The 8,452-nt window shown below is 62.5% G+C and carries 7 protein-coding genes; all 7 read right to left on the reverse strand.

The annotated features are described in order from the left end of the window. Positions 1-727: 727 nt before the first annotated feature. Positions 728-1,924: a hypothetical protein gene (locus NUW13_16005; protein MCR4440512.1), complete on the reverse strand. Its 1,197-nt coding sequence runs from the start codon at positions 1,922-1,924 to the stop codon at positions 728-730. 22 nt (positions 1,925-1,946) lie between these two features. Further along, positions 1,947-2,486 (reverse strand): TlpA family protein disulfide reductase, encoded by a 540-nt coding sequence (locus NUW13_16010; GenBank protein ID MCR4440513.1) that lies wholly within the window; start codon positions 2,484-2,486, stop codon positions 1,947-1,949. A gap of 1,271 nt (positions 2,487-3,757) precedes the next feature. After that, positions 3,758-4,633 (reverse strand): hypothetical protein, encoded by an 876-nt coding sequence (locus NUW13_16015; GenBank protein ID MCR4440514.1) that lies wholly within the window; start codon positions 4,631-4,633, stop codon positions 3,758-3,760. A gap of 95 nt (positions 4,634-4,728) precedes the next feature. Continuing rightward, on the reverse strand, positions 4,729-5,208 hold the full coding sequence (locus NUW13_16020; GenBank protein MCR4440515.1) for a rhodanese-like domain-containing protein: 480 nt from the start codon (positions 5,206-5,208) through the stop codon (positions 4,729-4,731). 776 nt (positions 5,209-5,984) lie between these two features. Then, positions 5,985-6,209 (reverse strand): hypothetical protein, encoded by a 225-nt coding sequence (locus NUW13_16025; protein MCR4440516.1) that lies wholly within the window; start codon positions 6,207-6,209, stop codon positions 5,985-5,987. A gap of 663 nt (positions 6,210-6,872) precedes the next feature. Then, the gene (locus tag NUW13_16030) at positions 6,873-7,781 is read right to left on the reverse strand and encodes a hypothetical protein (GenBank protein ID MCR4440517.1); all 909 of its coding nucleotides are present in this window, start codon (positions 7,779-7,781) and stop codon (positions 6,873-6,875) included. Positions 7,782-8,019: 238 nt separating this feature from the next. Then, entirely contained in the window at positions 8,020-8,289 is a 270-nt protein-coding gene (locus NUW13_16035; protein ID MCR4440518.1) for a hypothetical protein, read from the reverse strand. Positions 8,290-8,452 lie beyond the last annotated feature (163 nt).

The raw sequence follows: 8,452 nt of genomic DNA on the forward strand, positions 1-8,452 counted from the left end.
GACTGAACCGCTGCCTCGCTGCAATCGTCGCCACAGGCTCTGCAACACCCCCCGGACTGGCGCCCCAAGCTGTGGCGAGGTGCCAACAGAGCCGACGCCCCAGCCGCGGCCCGCAGAGAACGCGATGGCACACCACGAACCGAGGCCCCCCAATGCTCACCCCCCGGCCCCCTCCCGGAGTGCAGGGTACAAACACGAGCCGGAGAGGCGCAGAGCTACGCGCGGACCAGCTGACAATGGCCCACTGGCATCTGCCGCCTGCCTTCCCGGCCTCCCGAGTCGAACCAGAGATGCCCGCCGAACCAGCCTGTCTGTAGCTCCTAGACGCCTCTCGCCATACCCCTCAGGAGGGGGGCTACACCCGGTAAGAAGAAGAGCCCACTGCGCAGCACCCGGCGAAGGCATGGGGTGCGCGAGCAAGTTCGCGCACCCCACAGTCCCGGCCTACCATGTTCCCGACGTGTCATGATTGCACTTGGCACATGGGGTACTGTACCCAGCAGTGGAGGGGATCACTCTGTGTGCAACCCACGTAGCCAAAATATGCCCCGCCACAGATCGCCCCCCATCCAATGTTGCCGCCCCAATCGTGCAGCTCGCAGTCCCAACACCAGGGTCGAGTGACCAGCCCTGCCCCCTCCTTCGCCGTCAAGACTAAGACGACTACGCACACCATCAGGAGCGGGACCACAGAGGCCAGGCGAAGCCCGCGCCGAGTCATACTTTTTCACCTCCTTTCGCGTGCGGTGATGCGCCCAAGAGACTGTAAGCAGTCTCCACTCTCCCTGCCAATCGCGCCCCAGATCCTGCCCTCCGCGTCAAATGCCGCGACGCTGAACAGGCTCGGGGGCGCCGCATGGGTGAGCAGGCGCCCATCTGAGGCAAAGACGTCAAGCACTGAACGCGGCTTCTGGTCCGAGCCAGGGGTTAGCCACACCACACTCACCACCTTGTCACCCCAGATACCCAAACGGGAGACGCGGCTGTAGCCGCCAAGTTGGATCGCGCGTCCGTCGCGAGACAACCTCAATCTGGCGGGCTCCATAAAGGAATTCTTGCGCACGATCAACATCGTCAACTGACCGTCCTGCAAGTACCGGCGAACTTCATAGGGGTTCCCTTGCCCGTAATAGAGAAATTTGCCCGAGGCCAATATCGGCCCGCAGGAGATCATTCGCCTTAGTGACCATCCTGCGCCTTGCAAGGGCTCACGGAAGCGCACTGGCTCGCCAAACGACAGCACCCGCTTGCCCTCAGGGTCGTACTTGTGAATCACCTTGTCTTCTCTCTCGTCATACCATGACACGTAGTAGAACCCGGCACTGTCAATGGCAAAGCTCAGCGGCCAACCAAGAGGATCTAACCTCACCGAGCGCACAAACTCCCCAGAAGGGGTGAAAACACTGACACGCTTGTTCCCCGCCTCGACAACGCACACGTTCCCCTCCGGGTCAAATGCCACCCCCATCGGCATGGCCAGCTGACCCGGGGCACCCCCACGACCACCGATCACCCACGCGACCCTGCCCTCCCGATCAAACTTCTTCAGCTCCCCGTAGCGACTGAACACCACGTACCACTCCCCAGTCGGGGCAACCGCCATATAGTTCACGCCACCGCCTGCCCCCGCGTAGGCCGTATCGTCGCAACTTCCCAACACCTTGTCCCACACCAGCTCCACCCGCGGCCCACCCTCCCTGTCCCAAAGCCCCTTTTCCCCGGTCAACACCACCTTTACCTCCGGGTTCTCCTTCCGCGCCAGCCTGGCCAGCTCCTCGGCATCCCAAATGTACGGCACCTCCATCGCCCCCATCTGCCGCCGCAGTGCCACGTGCCGCACCACAAGATACCCCAACACCCCACAGGCCACAATCCCCACCACCGCCACCAGCGTCCCCTTCAGTTGTGAGCCGCGCCGCTCCATACCTTCCCTCCTCCAGCGCTCCTCAGCGCAAGCTAGGGCCACTCACCAGCCGCTCCACCTCCGCCAGCGCCTCCGCCGTGCGCTGCCCATAGCGCTGCACGAAACGAATCGCCCCCTCCTCATCCAGCAAAACCACCAACGGCACGTAGCTGACCCGATACTTGCCCAACACTCGATGCTCAGCGTCGGCAACCACCGCAAAGCCCACTCCGTGCCGCCGCACAAACGTCGACGTCTGCTCCCGTCCATCCGCACTCACCCTCACCACCCTCACCTGGCCCAGCCTTTCGGCAAACGCCTGCCACGAGGCCGCACTCTCCGCGCAGGAGCCACAGGTGGTGTTGAAAAATATCAGCACCGCCGGTCCGCTTTTCACCTCCACTGGGCGCCCCTCCAAGTCCAGGGCAACCAAGGCCGGGGCCCTCTGCCCTATCTCCAGCGGCTTCTGCCCCAGCAGCACCCGCCCCATGGAGCGATTCTCCCGCAGCACCACCACCGCTGCGCCCAGCGCCACGCCCAGCAGTACGCCAGTGGCGCAGTTGACCAGTTCACGGCGTGTCATGGCAACCGCACCTGAACCAGAATACACTCACCTTTTCGCGCGCCAGCCCCGCAGCATCGCAGGCAAGCCCCTCCCGCTGCTGTGCGAACCACTGCACTTTGCCTACAAGGGTCGGCCCCCGCTACACTCCATCCCACGAGACGCATTCCACATCGCTGGGCCGCCTCGTCTCGGCCGTAAGGTAGAAAAAAAAAATCGACTTCTGTCAAGTGTTTTTTGGGGAAAATTGCAGGGTATTGGCGGGAGACTCTCGACTGAACCGCTGTCTCGCTGCAATCGTCGCCACAGGCTCTGCAACACCCCTCGGACTGGCGCCCCAAGCTGTGGCGAGGTGCCAACAGAGCCGGCGCCCCAGTCGCTTCGCGCAGGGGGGCGCAAAAAGAGGCCAAGAACTGCTTGTAGAGTTCCCTGCAACCTGGCCCCTGACGGCGTATCGGCACCTTGTGCGTCGAAAAGCACTTGCGCCCTGGCACCATCGTGCTCGGGGTCCGCCAGTTGGCCGCGAGGTCGACCGCAGGGTAACTGCCTGGCCGGGGTGAGAGGCAGTCACGTGCCGGTTGCATCCTCGGGAGGCCAGACGGCAGTGAGGGTGGGGGGGTAGGAACCCTCTTGACGTGTCCCACGAGCGGCAGTTCCGGTTGCCGTCCCGGGTAGCGACCAAAGACTGACGGGCAAGATCGCGTGACCGAAGCCGCTTCGTCTGCCTTGTTGGTGGCCCTGGCCCACAGGCGACACAGGCAAGCCACCTCGAGCTTCAGCCCCTTCCCCCTGCGAGGGCTACGCGCCTTCTTTGCCTCTCACCGGACCGTCCCGGACGGAGGGCGTCTTGTTCCCGCCTCGAGAACTCACACGCTACGGTCGTGGGGTTCGACGACGCTGTGTGCGGGGGTGTGGGCTGCGCAATTAGCGGGCTAGCTCCAACCAGTAAGCTTGACGTGTTTGTCCTACTGCTGAGTCCAGCCACAATTACCGCAGTTCCGGCCCTCGTAGCCATACCAGCAGACATAGAGGTTACCGCCGCTGGGCATATCCGAAAACCTCACACAACACTGGTTCGGCATATTGAAGCAAGCCCAGTGGTCTCCGCCCGTCTTGTCTGCGGTGGCGAAACCGGCCAAGAGACCAAATGCGAAGCCCAAGACCAGGAAACTCCATACAGTTAGTTTGACTCTACTGCCGAGCATTTGTCCCCCACCTCCTTTCATCCCCCTTTGCAGGATTCGCCGGCGCAGCCCACAAAGCTACCCCTGCAGCCTCTGGGTAAGGCTATGTCAAAAGCCCGCACACAGCAGCTTGATCGTCACCCGGGAGCCCTCCGTGGTTGCCTCTGGGCCCTCGACGAGAACAAGATATCCAGATGAGACCCCCGCAAGATAGTGGCGCGCAGCAAATGTTCGCAGGTGATGGCCGTCGGTGGACCACACGTCGACAAACGAACGGACGCGCCCCGTTGGATCAGACACTTTGACAAACAGCAACCCCGGCGCTGCGTACCATAGCCCCAATATGGTCGATGCATTTCTCATCAGCTGCTGCCGGACCTGCGGCGGGGTGGTCTGGTAACCACTTCCCAATAGCTCCCTGGGGTACTTGTGGTAGTGAGGGAGAGAGGCGCCGTCAAAGGAGGCAACCTCTTTCAGTGTGCCATCCAGTTTGTGGACCACGTACGGCGCGGCATGAACGTAGTAGACGTAGCCCCGCGTGTCTATGCATATGCCCCCCCCGTAGTTAGCTTGGAGAATGAATTGAAAACCCTCGGGCACTTGCGCCTCTGAGGCGGCAAGGATCTCGCCGCCGGGCCCGAGCAGGTAGACGGCAGGTCCACGATTGGAAAGAGCGTAGACAAGGCCCTCGGGTGACACGTCGAAGGCGATGACCGGAGCACCCCGGGCCGCCATCTCACCCAGGGGGATACCATCAAAGCTGATGACCTTGATGAACGGGGAGGTGAGCTCCCGGAAGAACAACCTGCCTCTCCACTGCTCGAGCTGAGCCGGAAGCAAGTATTCCCCCGGCCCGGTGCCGCTGCGCCCCACCTGTCTGAGCATGCCGGTCCGGGCATCTAGAACGAAGATGCTCCGGCTCGCCAGGTCGGTGAACGCTATTGCGGTATCAGCCAGCACCGCTACATCATAGACCTCGCCCACCAACTCGGAACGAATTTCCAGCCTTTTGTGCTCAGCGAAGGCCTCCTCCAGGGGAAGCGTTGTCTGCGTCCTTGTGCACCCGACTGGATAGGCTGCTAACGAGCATAACACCAGGACGGCTGGGGTCCTCCCTCCCCGCCAAATTGTTCCACAGGCAATCCCAACTCTTCCCATGCCTCGATGCCACCTTGTAGAACATACACCGAATCGTATCCTGCGGCCACGAGGCGTTCGGCTACCACCGTGGCCAGACTGCACACCACGCGATCGGCATACACGATCTTGACAGGGTATCTGCGCAGCTCTTTTCTGGCCCGCAGTCGGCGCTTGTCTTCCCCGCGAGCACGCGAGGCCGGCACAGAGACCGCGCCGGGGATGTGGCGCTTGCGGTACATTTGGGGCGGCCTCGCATCGACAAACACCGCACGCCCGGAAGCCAAGAATCTGCCACAGTCAAGAACGTCGACAACCAGCGGGTCCCACCGCGCTTGCAAACGGTAACGCACCAAACAGAAGGCAACAAGCCCCGCAGCGGCCCCCAGCCCGACGTGGATGACTAGTCGGCCCTTTGGCACCGCACAGTCCTCACCGGTGCTGGCGAAAGAGAGTGGCCAACCAGCATAAGGGTCCCTCCGGGATTGGCGCACAAGCGCAGTCCCCGGTCAGTAGCGAACCGAAAAGATGGTTTGGCTACCGTCGGCACGGTTCGTTCAGAATTGCCCTATTTCTTGGCCGTTCTAGGCTCCCCGGGAAACTCCCTTTCACCAAACTCCGGGTCGGCCCCCGCTGCACTCCGTCCCACGAGACGCATTCCATATCGCTGGGCCGCCTCGTCTCGGGCTTAAGGTAAAAAAAATCGATTTCTGTCAAGTGTTTTTTTTGGCGAGAGCAGTGCCGCGGTGGCCAAGCACCCTGGGCCCAAGGGATGGGGGGAACCTCCGGGAGGCTCTCGCGGCCTGGGCAGAAGGCCATGTGGCGATGCCGATATGTACCGGCACCCCCCCGGAGGTTCGGGGACTCCGGCTGGTGTGAGAGCCTCCGCTGGTCCTCACGAAGCAGCCGTGTGGGTGCCGGCGAGTGTGAAGCGGGTGCACGTTCACTTTCGGGGCCCTGGCAAGGTGCATGCGCAGGATAGGTTCAATCATCGCGGGCCCACTCGCCACGAAAGTACGCAAAGCAGGCCTTTGCAAGGAACCAGCCACCCCACTGCTAGCCCGTTCGGACCTGCCAACCCCGTGACCGGCAGGGGAATCGGTAGTCCATCAGGCGCCGCCGTGTGCCTTGCGGCAGCTCATGCGCCCACCTTGTCACGCAGAGTCGACGGCCCCGGAACCCCTGACCGGTGGGAGAATCACTCCGGTGCCTCACAGGTAACCACGGAGCAGTGGATACAGTCCGGGGCCTGGAAGTCGATGCACTCCCAGGTCACCTCCCAAGGCTCCCACCGAATGCAGAACCCCTTGCAGTACTTCCCTCCGGGCTGCTCCGCGCGCAGATCTGCGAGCCGCCCCAGGCACAGGCCAGCGGCTAGCGCCATTAGCACGGAGACTACCCGGAGTGCCACCGATTTGCTCACTTCGCCTCACCTCCTTTCTCTATTCGCACAGAGCGGCGTGCCGGTGCCTCCCGCGAGGCTTGTAGCCCTAAGGGCGAACGTGCTCCCATGGAGCCCTGTCCGCCTTCCGCAAGATCTGGCGCACCGCTTGTCTGAGCCTTTCCTCAGAGGTGCATCGGAAGAGCCAGCAGCACGGGTGGTCGCGCTCGGGCACTAACACAAGGGCGCGCAGCACCCCCTGAAGGTGCACCTCCACGGCTTCAGGCAGTGGCACACTAGCCCAATAGGACTGCCCGCCCCACGCCGACCCGTACAAGAAACGCCTTGCCTCCTCCCTTGCGGAGGCATAGCATACCGCAACACCGCGAAGTGAAAATTCAGCAAGTTCTTGAGAGAACACCTTCACCAGTAAGGGCTCCAAGCACAGAGGACACCAGCTTGCCTCGACAAGGAGCACCAGCCGCCCAGCCGACAAGATTGAGTCCACTGTCGACGTCGACCCTGTGCGGGTATCCACGACCTGCATATGAAGCAGGTCGCCCGGAACCCCTTTCCAACAGGCGGAAAGGCACGTCGGGGCCATCGGTCCAAGCCGGGGCAATAGACGCCCTTTAGTAGCCAGAGCAAGTCCCACTACAAAGGCCGCGACCACCACAGCCAGGTACCGCCAGCGGTCAGGTGTGCTCACCGTTTGCGCTCCCACCTCCTAATGCGAAGAAACAGTTGGGGCGAAGAAGGACCTTCACTGTAGATCTCCTGCAGTGTGAGGATGCGTCGTTCGTCCAGCCTGCTGACAATCCTCTCAGCAGTGGGGAGGGCACAACGAAATGGCTTCCCGTCTCGCGTCATCACGTCCACCAGGTATGACCTTGCTCCCGCGTCATTGCGCGACCCATGCCCCCACATTTGCACCACAACCGCCTCTGCCAGGGCGACGAGCTTCCCTATGGCTGTCCACGAGCTACCCCATTCGCGCACTGACTGCGACGAAATTGTTGGGGGAAGGGAAGGAGGCGCAATGAAGCCACTGCCCTGTGGTTTACTGATCAGGCCACACGGCACGCCGTCGGCGGTGTAGCGCATTACTCGATACACCGCCGCGTGGCAAACTAACACTTCTCCGTCTGGTGCCACCTCAAAGGCGGAGCCTGAAATGGGTGCCCGCATCTTCCTCTGCAGCTCTAGCACCTCAGGCGGCCACACTGCGAACGCTTGCACAACGGCACCCGAAAGGTCATACACGACCATGAGAGGTTCGCCGCCCCCTCCCCCCGAGGAACGCGTGACAATCAGCCCTTTTGCCTCGTCGAGCCACCTAATTCGCCCTACCCCACGTGTGCAACCTACGGTTCGCACGTAATTGCCGGATGTGTCCCAAATGCAAATGCGCCGGTTGCCCACATCCCCGACCAAGACTTCGCCCCTCACCGATAACAGGAGGCCACCCGGCGACTTGAGTTCGCCAGGCCCCTGGCCGAGTCTCCCGAATTGCCCCCTCTTGTGGCCTGTGTTGTCAAACACGTGCACACAGTGAGCCGTGGCGTCGAGCACGTAGAAAAAGCCGCGCTCATCGACGGCAACATCAGTGACCATTAGGGCGGTCGAGTCCTGTTCTAAGCAATCCTCGCGTTCCAGGAAAAAAATCTGCTCAAATTGCCCCTGTTTTCTGCACGAGCCAGGAGGTGCCTCCGAACCCGCACACCACGCGACCGCGCAACAGACAGTAACCGCAAGGACTCCGACTGTGGTCGCCTTCCTGCAGGGAGCCATGACTGCTTGTAGTAGCCACATGCTCACCTCCATCGTGATGGTCCAAGCCGCAATCGCCCACCTAGGCCCCCAGATTGCTTACGCGCCCCCTGTGCGGACGAAATGGAGCTCGTGTCGAAAAGTACCAGCGCGCCTTGCCCCGCGCGAATGGTCCACCCAGCGCCGCCGACGTGAAGGGGGGAGAGCGCCGCGCGCTCGCGCCCACTTGCAGTGGCCGCGGCCACAACAGCAGCCGGTGCAGGTAGCGGTTCTCCAATCCCAACACCGCAGGTGCCACCACCGCGCCGATCAGGACACGGGCGGCGTGGTTGACAAGTTGGCGGTACGTCATGCCCGCCGCAGCTGAACGCCAATGCTCTCACCTCCTCGCCTGCCAGCCCCGCAGCATCGCAGGCAAGCCCCTACCGCTGCTGTGCGCACCACTGCACTTTGCCTACAAGGGTCGGCCCCCGCTGCACTCCGTCCCACGAGACGCATTCCATATCGCTGGGCCG

The organism is candidate division KSB1 bacterium, assembly GCA_024655945.1.
Classification (GTDB): Bacteria; Zhuqueibacterota; Zhuqueibacteria; order JANLFK01; family Oleimicrobiaceae; genus Oleimicrobium.